This is a genomic window from Streptomyces sp. NPDC006296 (assembly GCF_040613235.1).
In the GTDB taxonomy this organism is placed as follows: domain Bacteria; phylum Actinomycetota; class Actinomycetes; order Streptomycetales; family Streptomycetaceae; genus Streptomyces.
Genome location: NZ_JBEXRT010000011.1, coordinates 63,411 through 81,706, shown reverse-complemented (window position 1 = coordinate 81,706; position 18,296 = coordinate 63,411). Strand labels below are relative to the sequence as shown.

General features: G+C 73.3%; 12 protein-coding genes. 4 read left to right on the top strand and 8 right to left on the bottom strand.

What is annotated here, in order from left to right:
• Positions 1-24: 24 nt before the first annotated feature.
• The 3 genes from ABZ172_RS10460 to ABZ172_RS10450 all read right to left on the bottom strand — a co-directional run bounded on the left by ABZ172_RS10460 (position 25) and on the right by ABZ172_RS10450 (position 5,859).
• Positions 25-918, bottom strand: a complete 894-nt coding sequence (locus tag ABZ172_RS10460) for an alpha/beta fold hydrolase (protein WP_356882288.1) — start codon at positions 916-918, stop codon at positions 25-27.
• 463 nt (positions 919-1,381) lie between these two features.
• Positions 1,382-2,380, bottom strand: a complete 999-nt coding sequence (locus ABZ172_RS10455) for a hypothetical protein (protein ID WP_356882286.1) — start codon at positions 2,378-2,380, stop codon at positions 1,382-1,384.
• Positions 2,377-5,859: a DNA polymerase III subunit alpha gene (locus ABZ172_RS10450; protein WP_356882284.1), complete on the bottom strand. Its 3,483-nt coding sequence runs from the start codon at positions 5,857-5,859 to the stop codon at positions 2,377-2,379. Before ABZ172_RS10450 ends, ABZ172_RS10455 begins: the two co-directional genes overlap by 4 nt.
• A 155-nt stretch (positions 5,860-6,014) precedes the next feature.
• On the opposite strand from ABZ172_RS10450, the gene ABZ172_RS10445 reads away from it, so the two are divergent.
• Positions 6,015-7,082 carry a DUF3533 domain-containing protein gene (locus ABZ172_RS10445; RefSeq protein ID WP_356882282.1) on the top strand — a complete coding sequence of 356 codons (1,068 nt, stop codon included), beginning with the start codon at positions 6,015-6,017 and terminating at the stop codon, positions 7,080-7,082.
• 9 nt (positions 7,083-7,091) lie between these two features.
• On the opposite strand, the gene ABZ172_RS10440 is transcribed toward ABZ172_RS10445, so the two are convergent.
• Together ABZ172_RS10440 and ABZ172_RS10435 are read right to left on the bottom strand one after the other, a co-directional pair.
• Positions 7,092-8,267, bottom strand: a complete 1,176-nt coding sequence (locus tag ABZ172_RS10440) for a macrolide family glycosyltransferase (RefSeq protein WP_356882280.1) — start codon at positions 8,265-8,267, stop codon at positions 7,092-7,094.
• Between the two features lie 313 nt (positions 8,268-8,580).
• Complete coding sequence (locus ABZ172_RS10435; RefSeq protein ID WP_356882278.1) at positions 8,581-9,054, bottom strand: ATP-binding protein; 474 nt, start codon at positions 9,052-9,054, stop codon at positions 8,581-8,583.
• A 235-nt stretch (positions 9,055-9,289) separates the two neighbouring features.
• Here ABZ172_RS10435 and ABZ172_RS10430 point away from each other — a divergent pair, with 235 nt between their 5' ends.
• Positions 9,290-10,147 carry a helix-turn-helix transcriptional regulator gene (locus ABZ172_RS10430; RefSeq protein WP_356882450.1) on the top strand — a complete coding sequence of 286 codons (858 nt, stop codon included), beginning with the start codon at positions 9,290-9,292 and terminating at the stop codon, positions 10,145-10,147.
• The gene (locus ABZ172_RS10425) at positions 10,144-10,350 is read left to right on the top strand and encodes a DUF397 domain-containing protein (protein WP_356882276.1); all 207 of its coding nucleotides are present in this window, start codon (positions 10,144-10,146) and stop codon (positions 10,348-10,350) included. Before ABZ172_RS10430 ends, ABZ172_RS10425 begins: the two co-directional genes overlap by 4 nt.
• 108 nt (positions 10,351-10,458) lie before the next feature.
• Here ABZ172_RS10425 and ABZ172_RS10420 read toward each other — a convergent pair whose 3' ends face one another.
• The gene (locus ABZ172_RS10420) at positions 10,459-11,637 is read right to left on the bottom strand and encodes a S1 family peptidase (protein ID WP_356882274.1); all 1,179 of its coding nucleotides are present in this window, start codon (positions 11,635-11,637) and stop codon (positions 10,459-10,461) included.
• Between the two features lie 343 nt (positions 11,638-11,980).
• Here ABZ172_RS10420 and ABZ172_RS10415 point away from each other — a divergent pair, with 343 nt between their 5' ends.
• Positions 11,981-12,874: an alpha/beta hydrolase gene (locus ABZ172_RS10415; RefSeq protein ID WP_356882272.1), complete on the top strand. Its 894-nt coding sequence runs from the start codon at positions 11,981-11,983 to the stop codon at positions 12,872-12,874.
• A gap of 114 nt (positions 12,875-12,988) precedes the next feature.
• Here the strand turns inward: ABZ172_RS10415 and fxsT are convergent, their stop codons facing one another.
• Positions 12,989-16,921, bottom strand: a complete 3,933-nt coding sequence (gene fxsT, locus ABZ172_RS10410) for an FxSxx-COOH system tetratricopeptide repeat protein (protein WP_356882270.1) — start codon at positions 16,919-16,921, stop codon at positions 12,989-12,991.
• A complete protein-coding gene (gene fsxC, locus ABZ172_RS10405; protein WP_356882268.1) occupies positions 16,918-18,219 on the bottom strand; it encodes an FxsC protein in 1,302 nt (433 codons plus the stop codon). The genes fxsT and fsxC overlap by 4 nt, the downstream gene beginning before the upstream one ends.
• Positions 18,220-18,296: the final 77 nt, after the last annotated feature.

The following is an 18,296-nucleotide window of genomic DNA, read 5'->3' as shown; positions in this document are numbered from 1 at the left end:
GTTCCGGGGGCCCGGCGGTGCGGCTCAGCTGACGGCCGAGGCGCAGGTGGTCGGGGTGGCGTTCGCCGGGTCGAGGGCGTTCGCCACCTCGTGGAAGGCGATCCGGTCGACGGTCCCGATCGCGACGTGCTCGGACAGGTCGGCCGGGCACAGGTCCTGGAGCAGGACGTTGCGCACGTCGGGACCGCTCAGGTACTGCGTGCGGTAGGGGGTGACGACCTCGTCGTACCGGGTCGCGATGACGGTGTAGCGGACCCCGGGCACGGTGTCGCCCCCCGCGTTGAGCGCGGTGAGGAACGCCGATCCGGCGACCTGGTCGGCGAGGGCCGGGGTCTTCGTGGTGAGGAGGTCCTCGGCGCCGGGGAAGTACGGCAGCAGCCCGGTGAGGCCGAGGAGCGTGGTGCCGTGGTTGTCGGGCGCCAGCCCGACGAGGGCGTTCACCTTGTCGGCTCCGCCGAGGAACTTCAGGTAGTGACGGGGCATCATGCCGCCCTGGGAGTGGCCGACGAGGTCGGCCTTCGGGGCGCCGGTGGCACCGAGCACCTTGTCGACGAACACGTCGAGCTGTCCGGCCGACCGGTCGATCGGGCCGAGTCCGTTGAAGAGCGGGACGCCGGGGAGCTGGCCGTAGTCGAGCGAGAAGACGCAGTAGCCCCGCTTGACGAGGTACGGCGCGAGGACCAGCCAGTTGTCGATCGAGTTCCCGAAGGTCCCGTGGACGAGGACGACCGGGCGGGGATGCGCGGCGGAGGGCTTGCAGGAGTAGTCGTTCCAGCCCCTGGAGGGAGCGGCGGCCTGCGCGGGGGCGGCCGTCGCGGTCGCCGTGGGGGCGGCGACGAGTGCGGTGAGGGTGAGGATCAGGGCGGCGAGCTTCCGGCGTGCGCGTGGGGGGCGCGGGACACGGGTCCAGGGCGGCATCGGGGGGTCTCCTTGCGGCTCACGGGAGTGGCGCGCTCGGCGCGCCCGGTGATCCGGACCGCGGCGGGCCGCGTTCCGGACGAGGCGTGGTGCGCGTGCCCGGTTCCCCGGGCACGGTTCCGTGCGGGCGGTTCGGTGGACGCGCGGTTCTCCGGGCGCACGGATGCGGGGGCGCGGTTCAGTGGGGTGCGCGCTTCTGTGGGGGGTGGCGCGGTTCAGTGGGGCGGGTTCTGCGGACGCACCAGGTGCGTGCGTTGATGCAAAGTTACGCACGGGTAAGGGCGTGAGGGAAGTTACGCGCCGGTAAAAAGATTTCGGCGCCCCCGGACCGCCCACCCCGCCCGCGCTGCCCGTACACCCCACGCCACCCGAACCGTCCGCCCCGCCCGCACCCCCACGCCCCACCCCGCACTCAGGCCCGCGGCCCCCGCCCCGTCCGACGCCCGTGCCCGCCCCGCCGTGCTCAGGCCGCGAGCCGCCCCGGCTTGACGGCCTGCGGGCCGAACCTGGCCCGCAGCCGGTCGGACACCTCCTCGATCCGCCGCGCCCGCTCGTCCACCGGGTCGAAGGTGAGCTGGTGGGAGGCGTGTTCGGCGGCGTGGAGCCCCTCGGCCCGCAGCCCGATCCCCCGCACCCTCGCCCGCTGCAGGGCGAACGAGTCCTGGATCCGGTACGCGAGCGAGGTGAGCTCGGCCGAGTGGGCGGTGGGCTCCCGGAGCGTGCGGCTGCGGGTCAGCGTGGCGTAGCCGGTCCGGTCGGCGTAGCGCACGGACACCGCGAGCGAGCGGCACACCTGTCCGTCGCCGCGCAGCCTGGCGCCCAGTTCCTCGGTGAGCGAGAGGAGCGCGCGGCGGTGCCGCCCGGGGTCCAGTTCGTCGCGGGGGAAGGTGCGTTCGGCGGCGACCGACCGGGCGGCGGCGTTCGGCACGACCCGTGTGCGGTCGATGCCGTTGGCCCGTTCCCACAGCTCGCGCCCGGTGCGCACCCCGGTGATCCGCTGGAGGGTGGCGAGCGGTGCGGCGGCTATCCGGCCGACGGAGTCGAGTCCGTATCCGCACAGGGTGCGCGCGGTCGCCGCCCCGACGCCGTCCAGTGCGGCGGCGGGCCTGGACGCGAGGAACCGCTCGTGCTCGCCGGGGTTCACCACGAAGGTCGTTCCGGGCGCCGCCTGCTGGGCGGCCATCCTGGCCAGCAGGGGGTTGACGGCCGCGCCGATGGCGCAGTCCACGCCGTGCAGGGCGAGGGCGCGCACCCGGATCACGGAGGCCAGGCCCGCCGCGTCCTGCCCGAAGTAGCGGAGCGCGCCGCCGACATCGGCCAGCGCGGCGGCGGGCGGGGCCGCCTCGACGACCGGGGTGAACGATCCGAGGAGGGCGAGCAGCCCCTCGTAGGCCGCGTGGTCCGGCGGTCCGCCGCCGATCCGGCGGAAGCGCAGGTACAGGACGGCGGGCCGGTCGTTCATCCCGCGCTCCCCTGGCTCCGGTGCCACAGCTTCCTCCCGGTGGGCGTTCCCTCACCGGCCGGCTGGAGGTCGGACCAGGGGTTCATCTCGTAGCCGGTCGGCAGCTGGATGCGGCGGCCGGTGCCCGCCGCGCCCTCCTGGTCGGCGGGCTCCTCCGCCAGCCGTGCCGCGACCGCGTCGAGGCCGCCGGTGCTCCGGAGTTCGGCCAGCTCCGCCAGGTTCCAGGCCGCCGCGCCGACGACGCTCATGCTGCGCGCGCCGCGCCGCTGGACCACCCCGCGCACCAGCAGCAGCCAGGAGTGGAAGACGGTGTGGGCGCAGGCGGCGTGGCTGTCGTCGAAGAAGGCGAGGTCGACCAGGCCGGTCCCGTCGTCCAGGGTGGTGAAGATGACCCGGCGGCCGGAACGCACCGGCGGGGTCTGGGTGGCCACCTTGGCGCCCGCGACCAGCACGGTCTCCCCGTGCGCGGCCTCCCGCAGCCGCTTGGCGGAGACCGCCCCCAGCTCCGCCAGGAAGCTGTGGTGATCGCCCATCAGATGGCGTGAGACGTCCATGCCGAGGACGCCCAACTCGGCGCTGAGGCGTTCGGCCTCGTTGAGGTCGGGCAGTCCGACGCCGCCGGTCCGGTCTCCGCCGCCGAGCGGGAGCTGGGCACCGCCACCGGCCCCGGAACCGCGCTGGGCGCGGTGCAGTTCGGACAGGTGGAGCAGCAGGTCACGGCGGTTGGCGCCGAAGTCGTCCAGCGCGCCGACCTGGGCCAGCCGTTCCGCGGCCGGCTTCCCGGGCCTGGCCCGCTGCCAGAAGTCCAGCAGCGAGGTGTAGGGCTGTCCGGCCTCGATGCGGGCGACCTCCGCCTCACTGATGCCGTGGACGTCCGAGAGTGCCAGCCTCAATCCCCATTTATGCCCATGATCACCAGACACCAGTTCGATCCGATGGGCGGCCGCCGACCGGTTCACGTCCAGCGGCAGCACCGGCACCCCGCGCCGCCGGGCGTCCGCGAGGAGCAGCCGTTTCGGGTACATCCCGGGGTCGTGGGTGAGCAGCCCCGCGTAGAAGGCGGCGGGGTGGTGCGCCTTGAGCCAGGCCGACTGGTACGTCGGCACGGCGAAGGCGACCGCGTGCGCCTTGCAGAAGCCGTAGCTCCCGAACGCCTCGATGATCTCCCAGGCGCGGACGATCACGTCGGCGCCGTACCCGCGCTCCGCCGCCCGCCCGGCGAACCAGACCCTGATCCGGGCCTGCGACTCCGGGTCGGAGAGTCCGCGCCGCACCCGGTCCGCCTCGCCGCGTCCGCAGCCGGTCATGATGTCGACCATCTCGATGATCTGCTCGTGGAAGACGACCACCCCGTAGGTGTCGCGCAGCGCTCCCTCAAGGTCGGGGTGCGGGTAGCGCACCGGCGCGCGGCCGTGCCGGGCCTCGATGAACGGCCGCACCATGTCGGCGGCGACCGGGCCCGGCCGGAACAGCGAGATGTCGACCACCAGGTCGTGGAAGGTGGCGGGCTGGAGGCGGCCGACCAGGTCGCGCTGGCCCGGCGACTCGATCTGGAAGCAGCCGAGCGTCTCGGCGCTCCTGATCAGCCGGTACGTCTCCGGGTCGCCCTGCGGTACGGCGTCCAGGTCGATCTCCCGCCCGGAGGCCCGCTTCACCTCGGTCACCGCGTGGGCCATCGCCGACTGCATCCGCACACCGAGCACATCGAGCTTGAGCAGCCCGAGGTGCTCCACGTCGTCCTTGTCGAACTGGGACATCGGGATGGGGGCGCCTCCGGCGCCGTCGAGGCTGTGGGGGACGTCACCGCCGGTGGGCACGACCGGGGTGCGCCGCAGCAGCGAGTCGTCCGAGAGGAGCACTCCGCACGGGTGCATGGCGATGCCGCGCGGCAGTGCGTCCAGCGACTCGACCAGGTCCCAGAGCCGCCCGTACCGCTCCTTCCGCCCGGCCACGGCGCGCAGTTCGGGCAGTTCCTCCATCGCGGCACGGGCGTCCCGCGCCCGGATGTGCGGGAAGGCCTTGGCGAGCCGGTCGGTCTCGGCCGGGTCCATGGAGAGCGCGGCCCCGACGTCGCGGATGGCGTGGCGGACCCGGTAGGTCTCGGGCATGGAGACGGTCGCGACCCGCTCGGTCCCGAAGCGCCCGATGATCGCGCGGTAGACGTCCAGGCGGCGGGCCGACTCGACGTCGATGTCGATGTCGGGCAGCACGAAGCGCCGCTCGGACAGGAAGCGCTCCATGAGCAGCCCGTGTGCGAGCGGGTCGGCGTGGGCGATGCCGAGCAGGTGGTTGACCAGCGAACCGGCCCCGGACCCCCGCGCGGCGACCCGGACGCCCATCCGCTTCACGTCCTCGACGACCTGGGAGACCGTCAGGAAGTAGGTGGCGAAGCCGTGGTACGCGATGATGTCCAGCTCGCGGTGCATCCGCTCCCAGTAGGCGCGCCTGCGGTCGTAGCCGTGCCGCAGCATGCCCGCGGCGGCGCGGGAGGCCAGCACCCGCTGGGCGGTGCGCCGCTCCGCGCCGACGAGGCGCGGCTCGGGGAAGTGGACGCTGCCGAGGCCCAGGTCCCCGGCCGGGTCCACGCGGCAGGCGTCGGCGGTGCGCCGGGTCTCGGCGAGCAGCCGCTCACCGGCCCCCGGGCCGAGTCCCGCCGCGGAGGTGATCCGCTCCGCGGTCTCCCGCATCGCACGGTCGTCCTTGAGCCAGCGCTCCCCGCTGTCGAGCGGGGTGCGGCGCGGGTCGACGGGGACGAGCCGGCGGGCCGAGTCGAGCACGTCGGCGACGGGCCCCTGCCCGGGGTCGGCGTACCGGACGGCGTTGGTCAGCACGGCCCGCACCCCCTGCTCGGCGGCGAAGCCGACGGTGCGGGCGGCGAGCCGCAGCGATCCGGGGCCGGTGCCCGCACGGCCGTGGTGGACGGCTTCGAGGCGCAGGGCGTCGCCGTGGATCTCCCGCCAGCCGGCGAGCAGCGCGGCGGCCCGGTCGGGGCGGCCCGCGGCGAGCGCGGCCCCCACCTCGGAGGCGGGACCGAGCAGCACGGTGAGCCCTTCGGCGGGCAGCGCGTCCCGGCCGACCAGGGGCTGTCCGGCACCCGGGTCCCTGGTGCCGGAGTGGGCGGCGGTGACCAGCCGGCACAGCCCGGCCCAGCCGCGGGCGCCGTCCCGGGCCAGGAAGGTGACGCGGGGCGCCGACTCGTCGACGAAGGCGCCGCCCCGGACCGGTGTACGCGTCCGGTGCGCGCGCTCCTCCCGCGCCCCCTGCGGCGCCACCGCGAGCTCCGCCCCGAAGAGCGGCCGTATCCCGGCCTCGGCACAGGCCCTGGCGAAGCGGACGGTGCCCGCGAGACTGTCGCGGTCGGTCAGCGCGAGGGCGTCCATCCCCCGCTCGGCGGCACGCTCGACCAGCCGTTCCGGGTGCGAGGCGCCGTAGCGCAGGGAGTACCCGGAGACGGTATGCAGATGCGTGAACCCGGGCATCCGCACCTCCTGGACCGATCCGTACTCACCACCCCCTCGCTCTCCACCATAGACCAAGTCTCGAACATTCGTACGATAAACGGGGCGGGGTCGCCTCTCCGCCATTCGGCCCGCCCCCGACTGCGCGCACGGCACACCGCCCGGAGCGTGGGGGCATGACTTTCGCTGACGAGGTGAAGAACGCCGTCACCGCACGGGCCGCCCTGCTGGTCGTCGGCGTACTGGCGCTGCAACTGCTGTTCATCGCCTCCTACGTCGGTGCGCTGCACCGGCCGGATCCGACGGACGTCCCCTTCGGGGTCGTCGCGCCCCGGCAGGTGTCCGGGCAGCTCGTCACGCAGCTGGACCGGCTGCCGGGCGGCCCGCTCGATCCGCGCGCGGTGTCCGACGAGGCCGAGGCCCGCCGGCAGATCCAGAACCGCGAGATCGACGGGGCCCTGGTCGTCAGCCCCACCGGGTCGACCGACACCGTGCTCGTCGCCTCGGGCGGCGGAACGGTGCTGGCGACCTCGCTGGAGAAGATCGTCAAGGCGGCGGAGGCGCCGCGGCAGCGCACGGTACGGACCGTGGACGTGGCCCCCGCCTCCCCGGACGACTTCGACGGCCTCTCGTCCTTCTACCTGGTCGTGGGCTGGTGCGTCGGCGGCTACCTCTGCGCCTCGATCCTGGCGATCAGCGCGGGCACCAGGCCCGCGAACCGGCAGCGCGCGGTGATCCGCACCGGGGTGATGGCGCTGTACTCGATCGTGGGCGGCATCGGCGGCGCGGTGATCATCGGCCCGGTCCTCGGCGCGCTCCCGGGCAGTGTGTGGGCCCTGGCCGGACTGGGCGCCCTGGTCGTGTTCTCGGTCGGCATGACCACGCTCGCCCTGGAGGCGCTGACCGGCATCGTCGGCATCGGCCTGGCCGTCCTCGTCATCGTGGTCGCGGGCAACCCGAGCGCGGGCGGCGCCTTCCCGCTGCCGATGCTGCCGGACTTCTGGCGGGCGATCGGCCCCGCCCTGCCACCGGGGGCGGGCACCTGGGTGGCCCGCTCGATCGCCTACTTCCGGGGCAACGCGGTCACCGGCCCGCTGCTGGTGCTCTCCGCCTGGGCGGTCGCCGGCACCGCGCTCACCCTGCTGCTGGCGATGCGCCGCGGCCGGGACACGCGCGGAGCGCGGGAGGCGGCCGTTCCCGGAGGAACGCCCGCCTCCCCCGGGAACGGCTCGACGCTCGCCTGAGGCCGAGGGTCAGCCGAGCATCTCCTCGACGAGACCGGCGGCCCGGGCGGTGCCGCCCTCGGTCCGGATCTCGGCCCGGAGCCGCGCCGAGGTCCGGGCGACGCCGGGATCCGCGACGAGTCCGGTGAGAGCGGTGCGCAGCGCCTCGGCCGTGGCGTCCGCCGTGTCGACGCGGCGGGCCACGCCCAGCTCCACCAGCCGGTCCGCGTTCATGAACTGCTCGGCGCCCTGCGGGACGGCGATCATGGGCACACCGGTGTACAGCCCCTCACTGCTGCCGCCCATCCCCGCGTGGGTGACGAACGCGTCGGCCTGCTCCAGGATCGCCAGCTGGGGCACCCAGGAGTGCACCTCGACGTTGCCCGGGACGGGCCCCAGCTCCGCGGGGTCGACGTACTTCCCGATCTGGAGCACGACGTGCCAGCCCGCCAGGTCGCCGTACGCCTCCAGGCACCGGCGGTAGAAGTCCGGCTGCCGGGTGTACGCCGAGCCCAGGGAGACCAGCAGGACGTTCTCCGCACCGGCCGGCCTGGTCCAGGTGTCCCGGTCCGCACGCGAGCCGAAGCAGGGTCCGACGAACGACACCACGTCGGCGTCGACCCGGTCCGCGTGGGGCTGCATGGCCCGCGGGATCAGCGCCAGGGCCCGCGCGGGACGGCCGGAGAAGGTGTCGACGTCCGTGGTCGTCGCCCCGGACCCGGCGAGCCACCGCGCGAACGTCGCCCGGTACGCGTCGGCGCCCGGCAGCTCCCACAGGGCCGCCCCCATCTCCTCGGCGTAGCCGTCCCAGGCCACGAAGGTCGGGGAGAGCTGGAGGACCGGCCTGCCCTGCGCCTCCGCGAGGGCGCGCGCGGCGTAGGCGCCGATGTCGTACAGGTAGAGGTCCGCCCGGTCCCGGTCGTAGGCGGCGCGCAGCTGCGGCAGCGCCTGGACGGCGTCGTCGAGGAAGACGCCCATGGCGGCGATCGGGTCGGCGGGCCAGTCGTTGTCGGCGAACGGCAGGGCGGAACCGTACGGCACGAACTCGGCACCGGTGGCCGTGATCAGGTCCGCCACGGCGGGGTCGTTGGCGTACGTCACCCGGTGGCCGCGGGCCACCAGCTCACGCACGATCTCCAGGCCGGGCAGGATGTGGCTGACGGCCGGGATGCCGATCATCGCGATGTGGGCACGGCGACGGGACATAAGGAATCACTCGTTTCAGGTCTACGGCGAGAAGGACACACCGGACCGGTGCGCCGCCGCCCGGGGCACAGCCTGCCGGGGAGCGCGCACGGGTGCGCGGCACGGGGAACGGGGCGCCGCCCCGTCCGGTGTCAGCCGTAGATCTGGTGGATGTTCATGCCCGGCAGCCTACGGGGGCCGGGGGCGCCCCGCACGGGGTTTTCGGGAGCGGGGCGGGCGGGCCCGGGCGGTCGTCGCTGCCGCCGGCCGGACCAGTGCTGCCCCTGCCGGCGGCAGCGCGACGCCCCCCGCCGCCGCGGGGAGCTCCCGCACCTCAGGGACCCGGGTGCGCCCCCGAGTTGTCGCCGGCGGCCTCGGTGGCCACCTCCGCCCAGACCGTCTTGGTGCGGGTGTCGCGGACCGTGCAGCCCCAGCGGTCCGCGTACGCCTCGACGATGAGCAGTCCGCGGCCGGAGGTGGCGTCGGCGGGGGCGGGTGACGGCTCCGGCAGCAGGCGTTCGGGGCGGGTGTCCGTCACCTCGACGCGGACGGCGTGCGGCAGCCGGACAAGGGCGAGGCGGAAGTCCCGTCCGGGCAGGCCGCCGTGGGTGATCGCGTTGGAGGCCAGCTCCGCCGTGACCAGGGCCACGGTCCGCGCGGTGCCGGAGCCGTACGGGATCCCCCACAGGGCGAGCTGCTGCTCGGCCAGCCGCCGCGCGAGGCGGGCCCCTCGCGGGGTGCTGCTGAGGCGGATGACGACATCGGCCGGCTCGGAACGGGGACCTGCGGCGACGCTTCTCGGTGACATGCGGCCACCGTGCCGCCGCACCGACGCCCCGGCCAGGGCCTCCTGCCGTACCCCGGCACCCGGTACGGCCGCGCGGCCGACCGGTACGGCCCGTCGTGCACGGGGGCGGGGGCGGAGCCCTCGTCGCCCGGTTTCCTGTACGGGTGCTGTACGGGTCCGGGCCCGTGACGCGGAAGGCGCCCCGCGGTTGAACCATGTCCAGCCGTGGTGCGGTGGCCGGAAGGACGTGAGGACAGTGCGGGAGACGGGCAGCGGGCGCGCGACGAGGCCGAAGCAGAAGCAGAGGGAGGACAGCGAACTGCCGGGGGTGTGGGTGGCGTACGGGACCCTGCTCCAGCACCTCCGCAGGCGGGCCGGGTTGAACCAGCAGGCGCTGGGCGAGGCCATCGGGTACTCGCTGGAGCAGGTCGCCTCGGTCGAGCAGGGGCGGCGGGCGGCGAAGGTGACGTTCACGGTGGCCGCGGAGCGGGTGCTGGAGGCGGGCGGTGTGCTGGACGTGCTCCAGGGCGAGGTGGACCGGGCGAAGCTCCCCCGCTTCTTCCGCAACTTCGCGCTCATCGAGGCCGAGGTGCTGAGCCGCTTCTCGTACGATCCGCTGCTGGTGCCGGGGCTGCTGCAGACGGAGGCGTACGCACGGGCGGTGTTCGCCGGCCACTGCCCGCCGTTCGGCGAGGAGACCGTCGACCGGCACACGGAGGCCCGGCTCGGTCGCCAGCGCCTGCTGACACGGGACCCGATGGCGGAGCTGTCGTTCATCATCGGGGAGGAGGCGTTGCGGAACCCGGTGGGCGGTGTCGAGGTGATGCGGAGGCAGTGGCAACGCCTGCTCGAGGTGGGCACCTTGCGCAATGTCGAGGTACAGGTGATGCCCGCCGGCAGCGGTTTCCATACCGGCCTGGACGGTCCGTTCGTCCTGGTGGAGACGAGCGAACTCCGGCGCATCGGATACATCGAGGCTCAGGAGATCGGATGCATCGTCAGTGATCCGGCAGACGTCAGCGGCTTCGCACTGCGATATGGCAAGCTGCGATCGCAGGCCCTGAACGCCCAGGAGTCTGCGCGGCTCATCGGACAGCTGGTGGGAGAGACATGAGCGTCGAGCAGGAAACCGGGAACGTGGACGAGCTGCGCTGGTTCAAGAGCAGCCACAGCGGATCGGGCGGCGGCGACTGCGTGGAGGTGGCCGTCGGCGGCGGCGCGGTCCATGTGCGGGACTCGAAGGAGGCCGGCGACGGACCGGCGCTGCGGGTGGGCCGTACGGAGTGGGCGGCGTTCCTGTCGCTCGCGCGCGGCTGAGGCAAGGCCGGAACCGGAGCGGCGGGCAGGGCGGCCGGAGGCACACACGAAGCCCGCCCCTCACATGGAGGGGCGGGCTCGCCGGCCGTCAGGAGCCGGAACCGTGGGTCAGCCGATCTCGGCGCCGTACGCCGCCAGTGCCTCGGGCACCGGCTGGAAGAAGGTCTCGCCGCCCGAGGAGCAGTCGCCGCTGCCGCCCGAGGTCAGACCGAGCGCGGTGTCGCCCGAGAAGAGCGCGCCGCCGCTGTCGCCGGGCTCGGCGCAGACCGTGGTCTGGATGAGGCCGTTGACGATGTCGCCGCTGCCGTAGTTGACCGTGGCGTCCAGGGCGGTGACCTCACCGTCGTGGACCTGGGTGGTGGAACCGCTGCGGGTCACCGACATGCCGACGGCCGCGTCGCCCGCCTGGCTGATCGCCTGGGTCGAGCCGTCGTAGAGGTCGACCTCGCTCGGGTGCTCCACGTCCGAGGTGTACTTGACCAGGCCGTAGTCGTTGTCCGGGAAGCTGGATCCCTCGTTGGCGCCGATCTCCGAGCCGCCCTGCGAGTCGGACCAGCTGGTGATGGACTCGGTGCAGTGGCCGGCGGTCAGGAAGTACGGCTCGCCGTCCTTGACCACGTTGAAGCCCAGGGAGCAGCGGGCGCCGTCGCCCCAGATCGCGTCGCCGCCCGCGATCAGCGGCTTGAACTCCCCTGCGGACCTGTTGAGTTCGGCCTTGGAGCCGAGCCCGTCGACGACCTTGCCGAGCTTGGCCCAGTCCGCCTTGCCGACCGTGCGGTCGGCCGTCACGACGACCTTGTTGCTGACCGGGTCGACGGCCCAGGAGGTGCCGGGGACGGACGCCTTGTCGGCGAGGGTCTGCCGGGCGGTCTTCAGCTCGGCGAGGGTGTGCTGGACCAGCTTGGCCTTGCCCCCCGCCTGACGGACCTGCTCGGCCGCCGCCTCGTCGACGACGTTCACGACGAGGTTCTTCGCCTCGGAGTCGTAGTACGAACCGGCCGCGTCGGCGCCCAGGTCCTTGTCCAGGGTGGCGGCGAGAGTTCCCGCCGAGTCGGCGCTGAGGGTGCGGGCGTCGGACTGAGGCACGGCGTCACTGGCGTTCGCAGTCTGGAACGTCGCTCCTGCGGCGACCAGGGCGAGAACGGCCGTACCGGCCATCGCCACGCGCTTGCTGGGTATGCGTCGGTGCTTCAACTTCGACCTCCTGTGGGGCCGTGCACGGACATGTGGGGTGTCCGGAACACGGAGGATGGGGCGCCCACTATTCCGACGGGATGGATAGCACACAAGGTCGACTTCCGGACGCGCACACGACGGCGACGGTTCGTACGCGCCGTGTTCACAAGCCCTGCGCACCGCCGCATCGGTTCCGATCGCGAACACCCGGTGCGACGGAAGATCGGCAGCGGGTGAGGACTAGTCCTGTCCTGTAATGACTCCCGGAGTCCGGATCCCGCGGCGTACACCCCCGAAGCCGGACACCGCCGAGCGCCTCCGCACGCCCCGGACACCACCGGCGCGACCGGACGGGGAGTGCCGGTATCCCCTCCGATGGGTCATCATCGAACAGGCAGCACATTTCGGGTGGTTGGTGTCCGGACGGGGCACGGTGACCGAGCGGAGGAGCGGCGTGCGGAGTCGGGTGCGCGTGGCGGACGGTCGGCATCTGATGGTGGAGCGTCAGGGAGACCCCCGGGGCAGACCGGTGTTCCTCCTGCACGGCATGCCGGGCAGCCGGCTGGGTCCCGCTCCGCGCGGGATGGTCCTCTACCAGCGGAGGATGCAGCTGATCGCCTACGACCGGCCGGGGTACGGCGGTTCCGACCGGCTGCCGGGGCGCCTGGTGCGGGACGTCGTCGGGGACGTACGGGCGATCGCGGACTCGCTCGGGCTGGAGCGGTTCGCGGTGGCCGGCCGTTCGGGCGGCGCTCCGCACGCGCTGGCCTGCGCCGCGCTGATGCCGGACCGGGTCACCCGGACCGCGGCTCTGGTCAGCCTGGCGCCCCGGGACGCCGAGGGGCTCGACTGGTTCGAGGGGATGGCGGAGTCGAACGTCCTCGCCTACTCCCGGGCGGTGGCGGATCCGGACGGGCTGGCGGAGTCCTTCATCAGCCGCTCGGCGGAGATCCGGCAGAACCCGGTCCGGCTCCTGGACGACCTGCGCCGGGAGCTGACCGACTCCGACCGGACCGTGGTCAACGACGCCGGGATCCGCTCCATGCTCCTCGCCAACTTCCGGGAGGGACTGCGCACCTCGGCGTACGGCTGGATCGACGACGCGCTCGCGTTCTGCCGGCCGTGGGGGTTCGATCCCGCGGACATCACCTGCCCGGTGCTGCTGTGGCACGGCGTGAAGGACGTGTTCTCCCCCGTGGGCCACTCCCGCTGGCTGGCCGGACAGATCCCGGGCGCCACCGCCGTGCTGGAACCGGCGGCGGCACACTTCGACGCCCTGTCCGTGCTCCCCGGCGTGCTCAACTGGCTGCTGGACGAGGAGGATCCGGGGACCGTGGCGGCCGGCTGACCGCGACGGCCCCGGAACCCGACCGGACCCGGACCCCGAACGGCCGTGGAGGCCCGGACCGGACCGGACCCCGGCCGGCCCCGGAGAGCCGGGCCCGGCCGGGAGATCTGCGGCTCACACCGACATCGGCTCCAGTTCGCGGCGGAACCTCCGCTCGTCCCGCGCCGTGCGGGTCAGCGGATGGTCGTCACCGAGCTGCCGCGCCAGCTCGTCCCCGGTCTCCGCCCGCACCCTCAGCGCCTCGTCCGCGCGTCCCATCGCGTCCAGCGTGACCGCGAGGTTCGAGGTCATGGCCAGGGTCTCCGGGTGGTGCGCTCCGAGCACCTCCCGCAGCCGGCCCGCCACCGTGCGCTCCGTCTCCAGCACGATCCCGAGCTCACCCCGGTCCGCGGTGGCGTTGGCGAGGTTCATCACCGAGAAGAGCGTGTCCGGGTGCTCCCGCCCGAAGACCTCGCGCATGGCCGCGACCACCTGCGTCAGCAGCCTCTCCGCCTCCACCGGTGCACCGCTGCCCGAGAGGTAGACACCGAGGTTGTTCTGCGCCGCCAGGGTGTACGGATGCCGCGCTCCCGGCACCTTCATGCACTGGTCCACCACCTCCTGGGCGGCGTCCCTGGCCGCCGCGGTCTCCCCCGCGGCGAACAGGTCGGCCGCCATGTTGAGGTCGCAGGCCAGTGACTCCGGGTTGGCCGCGGTGTACTTGGCCCGGTATCTGGCCCGGGTGGCCACCGTCAGCCTGCGCGCGTCCTCCAGCCGCCCGGCCCGGCGCAGCGAGACCGCCAGGCTCTTGGCGGCGCTGAGCGTGGTGGGGTAGGTCCGTCCGAGCGTGGCCTTGTAGGAGTCGTAGGTGCGGCTGAGCAGGCCCACCGAGTCCTCGTAGCGCCCCACCTCACGCAGGTCGCGCGCCAGCGACATCGCCGAGGACAGGCTGTACGGGTGCTCGGGGCCCAGCACCTCGGACCGCAGGTCGTAGACGTCCTGGTCGATCTCGCGGGCGCGTGCGTACTGCCCGACGGTCCGCAGGTTCAGCGCCAGGTTGTTGGCCGCGGCCAGCGTGCGGGGGTGCCGGTCGTGGAAGATCTGGCTGAACCCCTCGTGCGCGGCGGTCGCCAGCTCGATCGCCCTGGTGTAGTCGCCGAGCAGCCCCAGGTCGATGGCCAGGCTGCTGGTGGTCATGTACGTGTGCGGATGCTCCGGTCCCAGCACCTCCCGCTGCCGGTCGAGGGTCACCTCGTCGAGCTCCTTGGCCTCGCCGTACCGGCCCCGGGTCCGCAGGATGTTGGAGAGGTGGAAGCAGAGGTAGAGGTACTGCAGGTCCCGGTTGCCCAGCGTCTCCCGCCACCTGTCGCGGAGCTCGTCCCCGAGCCGGCCCGCCGTGCGGACGTCCCCCCGCTTCCAGAGGTAGCGCACCCGGTCGATCAGCAGCCTGCGGGTCTCCGGTTCCCGGCAGTCGCGCGCGTCCGACGGGCCGAGGTGCGGCCAGATCGTCGCGAAGCGGGGCCAGGTCGCCGGGTTGTCGATCGGCTCGTCGTCGTCGGGCCGGGCACCCGCCAGGATGCGGTGCACCACGTGCCGGGCCTCGCGCTGCTCCTCCTCGTCGAGCTGCGCCCTGATGACCGCCTGCACCAGGCGGTGGACCTGGATGGAGTTGGAGACCTGGTCGACCTTGGCGAGGGCGAAGCGGCCGATCTCCCGGATGACCCGGCCCAGCACCAGCTTCTCCTGGAGCGAGGCGTCGTACGGCTTCAGGGCCTCGATCATCTCCTTGCTGTAGAGGAGGTCGGCCGAGATCGGCTCGGGCGCGAAGAACGCGCAGAGCTGGAGCAGCCGGACCGCTGCGGGCGACCGCTCCTTGAGGCGCTCGATGGAGATGTTCCAGGTGGCCGCGACGGGCTCCGGGTATCCGGCCGGCTGGTTCAGCGCGAGGACCTGGGGTGCCTGGCGGGACAGCTGCTCCAGATAGGCGTCGACGGGGGTGGCGGTCTCCGCGATCCAGGCCGCCGCCTGTTCTACGGCGAGCGGCAGGTCCCCGACGGCGGTGGCCACCCGGTCCGCGTCCTCGTCGCTGAGCCCCGGCGCCCGGCGCCGGAGGTGTTCGACCGACTCCTCGCGCAGGAAGACGTCGACCGGCAGCGCGTCGCCGTGCTGGGACCAGGCCTGGTTCCTGGAGGTGACCAGGATGTGCCCGGAGCCGCCCTGCGGGAAGTAGCGGGTGAGGCGTTGGGGGTCGTCGGCGTTGTCGAACACCAGCAGCCAGCGCTCCGAGGGGACGCCCCGCCGCAGCAGGTCCACGGCCTCCTTGGAGGCGGCCGCCATGTCGTCGCCGCCCTGCGCGCCGAGCCGCCCGGCGAGTTCGGCGAGGCCGGCCACCACGTCGTCGGTCTGCTCGGAGGATATCCACCACACCAGGTCGTAGTCGGCCATGAAGCGGTGCACGTACTCCAGCGCCACCTGGGTCTTGCCGACACCGCCCAGGCCGTACAGCGCCTGCGGCTGCGGCAGCACGACGGCCATGCCCCCGCCGAGCTGGTCCCGCATCCGCTCCAGGACCAGGGAGCGGCCGGTGAAGCCGGGGTTGCGGGGCGGGGCGTTCCAGATCCGGGGCACGGTACCGGGGAAGCGGGGCCCCGGGGACGTCCCGTCGCCGAGCTGCAGCGGCCGGTCCAGGGCGCGCATCAGGGCCGCGGTGGCGTGGACCTCGTCGAGCCGGAACAGATCGACCGGGTTGCGGTCGATGTACGACGCGGTGAGCCGGACCTCGCCGACCCGGAGCGGCAGCAGCCGGCGCAGGCCGCCCCCGGGGTCCCCGGAGACCGCCCGGTCCCACAGGTTCACGGCCCGCTGGGACTTGAGGTAGGCGCCGGAGAGCAGGAAGACCGTGCGGGCCGCGGTCTCGGCCGTGTGCGGGGCGCCCTCGGGCCCGGCGTCGGCGGAGACGTCGCGCGGCACCACGCGGAAGCCCGCCCGGGTGAGGACCGACTCGATCCAGTCGGCCCACATGCGGTTCTCCGCCACGTAGCAGAGGAAGAGGTCCGCGGGGAGGGCCGGCCTGCGCCGGGTGAAGGCGTCCCGGATGCGCAGCCTGGCCTCCTCGCCCACCGGCGGCATCGAGGTGACCTCCTGCCGGGTGACGAACGCGGTGAGGCGTTCGAAGGCGGACAGCAGGGAGTTGCTGAGGCCCGCCTCGTCGCCGAAGGTGGCGAGCGTCTCCTCGTAGGCGTAGTAGGGGCGGTAGGGGATCTCCACCGCGCCCCAGTAGGCGGTGAGCGCGTCGCCCGAGAGGTCGCGAGGCAGCCGGTCGAACCTCAGCCGGGCCAGCGCACGGCCGGCGTCGGCCTTCTCCTTCTCGCCCTCGTCGATGCGCATCGGGACGGGGTAGATGGCGATCGGCCGGCCGGTGTAGCGCTCGGCGATCTGGCGGGCGACCGAGGCCGCGCCGTCGATGGACTGGTCGCTGAGGGTGAAGCAGTCGACGAGCACGTCGGGAAGGTGGACGGTGCAGATGTCGGCGATGTCGCTGAGGCCCGTGCGGCTGTCGATGAGGACGTAGTCGTAGTGGGCCTTCATGTCGTCCCGCAGGGCGTCGAAGAAGTGCCCGCCGCCGAGCCGGTCGTAGAAGTTGTCCCAGTCGAAGGTCGAGACGGTGGCGGAGTACTCGCGGTTCTGCCGCCCGGCCGAGACGAAGTCGAGCGTGCCGCCCCGGGGGAACTCCCAGCCGAGCGTGCCGGGGGTGAGCGAGACCGCGTGCGGCTGGATGCGGGCGTAGTCGCGGTGCCAGTCGTCGGCCCGCCGGGCCGGGTCGGTCGCGGCCCAGGCGTACTCGGTGATCAGGTCGATCACACCGGTGGTGGCGCCGAGCGTCGAGGGGTCGAGGAAGGGGTGGAAGAACCGGTGCAGCCCCGGGGCCTCCAGGTCCCAGTCGACGGCCAGCACCCGCTTGCCGTTGGCGGCGAGGATCCAGGCGGTGTTCGCCAGGGCCATGGTGCGCCCGGTGCCGCCCTTGTACGAGTAGAAGGTGACGATGTGCCCGTCACGACCGGCTGTCATACGTCCTCCGCATCCATCGCAGGGTCGTGCATGTCGGGTATGAACCGGGTACTGCCCATGGGGCCCGTCAGCCGGGTCCGCTCGCTGTGCCGTCCGCCCGCCGGCGGATAGGCCTCGGCGTGCCGCAGGTACTGCTGGGCGGCCACCTCGACCACCTGGGGAAGGATCCGGCCGAACGCCTCCATGCTGGGCACCCCCTTGGCCGCGGTACGGCAGAGGGCACGCCCCTGCCGCATCGTGGCGGGCATCGTCTGTTCGAGGATCTCGGTCAGCTCGGTCTCGGCCTCCCTGCCCTGGTGGTCGTCCCTGCACCAGGGGACGACCATGGTCACCCAGGGCCGGTTCTCCCGGTCGAAGGCGGCGAGCCGCCGCCTCAGCTCCTCGTCCCGCAGGACCCAGCGGTCGACCAGGAGGATCTCGGGGGTGCTCGGGGACTGCTTGCCCTCGCGCTGCCCCGGCTCCTCGTCGAAGGGCGCGACGACGACCTGGTAGTTGAGGGACCGCACCAGCTCCTCGGCGACGTAGGCCAGGGGCCGGGCCGAGGCCGGATGGTAGGGGTTCCACTCCTGCGGGTTGTCGCCGTAGTACTCGGGGTTCCGGCCCTCCGGGAGATCGTGGCGGGTGGGCGCGGCGATGGTGATGCGCATGGGCCGCGGTCCGACCGTGCCGCCCCCCGGCGCGCCGAAGGCACTGGGCACGAGGCGGAAGTCGAGCGGCCGGCCCGAGCCGATCCGCACGGTGTCGGCGACGTGCACGATGCGTTTGGCCAGGTGGTAGACCGCCTGTTCGTAGTCCTGCGCGAACAGGGTGAGCTTGATCAGCCCGTAGAGCCCGTCGCTGACGTACCGCTCCCCGAAGTCACGGTGGTTGAACTGCAACCGCTCGGCCGGACCGGGCAGCCGGCTCGGCGGCACCGGCACCCAGAGCGCGGGCACGATCGCCTCGGCCGGCTGGTTCGACCGGGCCCGGTGATGGATGGCGCGCTGCTCGAAGGCGTACCACTCCTTGCCGCACATCTCGCTGGCGAAATAGCGCGGCGAGAACAGCGGTACGAAGACCCGGCAGTCGGCCAGGACGTTTCCCAGGCGCTCGGACCAGCCCTCGCCGGAGCGTATCTCCCGGTCCATGAAACCGGCCGGTGATCCGGCGGGGAGATTGGTCATGGCCATCACATGACCGCAGAGGTCCTGGAAAAGCCGTTCGACCCACATGTCCGGGTCCGATCCACCGCCGTACCCCGGTGTGTGCGCGTAGCTCAGGAAAAAGTACGGCCGATGGTCCGCTCGCTGGTGCGTCATGCGTGCACACGACCCCCGTCCTGGGTGAGCACCCGCGTCCCGGGGCGGTGAAGGGAGGCGAGCGAATTCATCATTCC

Excerpts from the sequence above, each read along its gene's own strand:
- ABZ172_RS10440 (WP_356882280.1), bottom strand. The coding sequence starts at position 8,267 with ATGTCCCGTCGCCGTGCCCACATCGCGATGATCGGCATCCCGGCCGTC.
- fxsT (WP_356882270.1), bottom strand. The coding sequence starts at position 16,921 with ATGACAGCCGGTCGTGACGGGCACATCGTCACCTTCTACTCGTACAAG.
- ABZ172_RS10445 (WP_356882282.1), top strand. The coding sequence starts at position 6,015 with ATGACTTTCGCTGACGAGGTGAAGAACGCCGTCACCGCACGGGCCGCC.
- ABZ172_RS10460 (WP_356882288.1), bottom strand. The coding sequence starts at position 918 with ATGCCGCCCTGGACCCGTGTCCCGCGCCCCCCACGCGCACGCCGGAAG.
- ABZ172_RS10455 (WP_356882286.1), bottom strand. The coding sequence starts at position 2,380 with ATGAACGACCGGCCCGCCGTCCTGTACCTGCGCTTCCGCCGGATCGGC.
- ABZ172_RS10435 (WP_356882278.1), bottom strand. The coding sequence starts at position 9,054 with ATGTCACCGAGAAGCGTCGCCGCAGGTCCCCGTTCCGAGCCGGCCGAT.
- ABZ172_RS10450 (WP_356882284.1), bottom strand. The coding sequence starts at position 5,859 with ATGCCCGGGTTCACGCATCTGCATACCGTCTCCGGGTACTCCCTGCGC.
- ABZ172_RS10425 (WP_356882276.1), top strand. The coding sequence starts at position 10,144 with ATGAGCGTCGAGCAGGAAACCGGGAACGTGGACGAGCTGCGCTGGTTC.
- fsxC (WP_356882268.1), bottom strand. The coding sequence starts at position 18,219 with ATGACGCACCAGCGAGCGGACCATCGGCCGTACTTTTTCCTGAGCTAC.